Source organism: Pseudomonas sp. HY2-MNA-CIBAN-0224, from assembly GCF_040310285.1.
GTDB classification, from domain to species: Bacteria; Pseudomonadota; Gammaproteobacteria; order Pseudomonadales; family Pseudomonadaceae; genus Aquipseudomonas; species Aquipseudomonas helleri.
Map to the genome: position 1 here is coordinate 1 of NZ_JBEOPQ010000144.1, position 625 is coordinate 625.

The window sequence follows — 625 nt, forward strand, 5'->3', positions numbered from 1 at the left end:
TCAAAGCTGGGCAGTATGTAATCAAGAGTAGGGTAAATAAACCAAAAATTAGTGCTTCTAATTCGTCATTAAAGCTGCCTTCAAATTCAACACTGAAAGTACCTAACGGTGTTATAAATAAATTTCCTGAGAGCTTCAAATCTCCTATACCTAATAGAAAAGGAGGGGAAGGTTATCGCTGGTTTGATGGAGCAAATAAAGGAAATAGCGTACGTATAGATAAAGGTAATCCAAGCAACTCTCAAATTCGGCAACAAGTTGACCATGTTATTATAAACAACAACGGCAGAATAATTGGTAGAAACGGTGAACCTATTAAGGGCACAATTAAAGATAATTGGGATCAAGCACATATCCCACTTAAGGAGTATGAACAATGGAACAAGTGGAATTCACCGAAATAAAATATCCAGACATGAGAAATAACCTAATTGCTTATACAGAATCATTATCGGATTCAGAGTATCAACGTCAATACTGGGGAAAATCCAATCCAGATAACCCTAGTTTTTACGATGACTTTGATGCAAGTGTAAATTTCTTAGATGACATGCTAGAAAGAGATAGCGATCCAAACGCTTGGATTGGTCTAGTTTTGAAAAATGACAAAGAAGCTAAATTATTT

The 625-nt window shown here is 35.5% G+C and carries 2 protein-coding genes; both read left to right on the forward strand.

All coding sequences use genetic code 11. From position 1 onward, the window contains the following. A partial coding sequence (locus AAEZ03_RS25745; protein ID WP_350582541.1) for a hypothetical protein occupies nucleotides 1-404 on the forward strand: 404 nt, incomplete at its 5' end. Further along, on the forward strand, nucleotides 377-625 hold a 249-nt coding region (locus AAEZ03_RS25750; RefSeq protein ID WP_502947950.1), incomplete at its 3' end, for an SCO4402 family protein. The genes AAEZ03_RS25745 and AAEZ03_RS25750, both read left to right, overlap by 28 nt.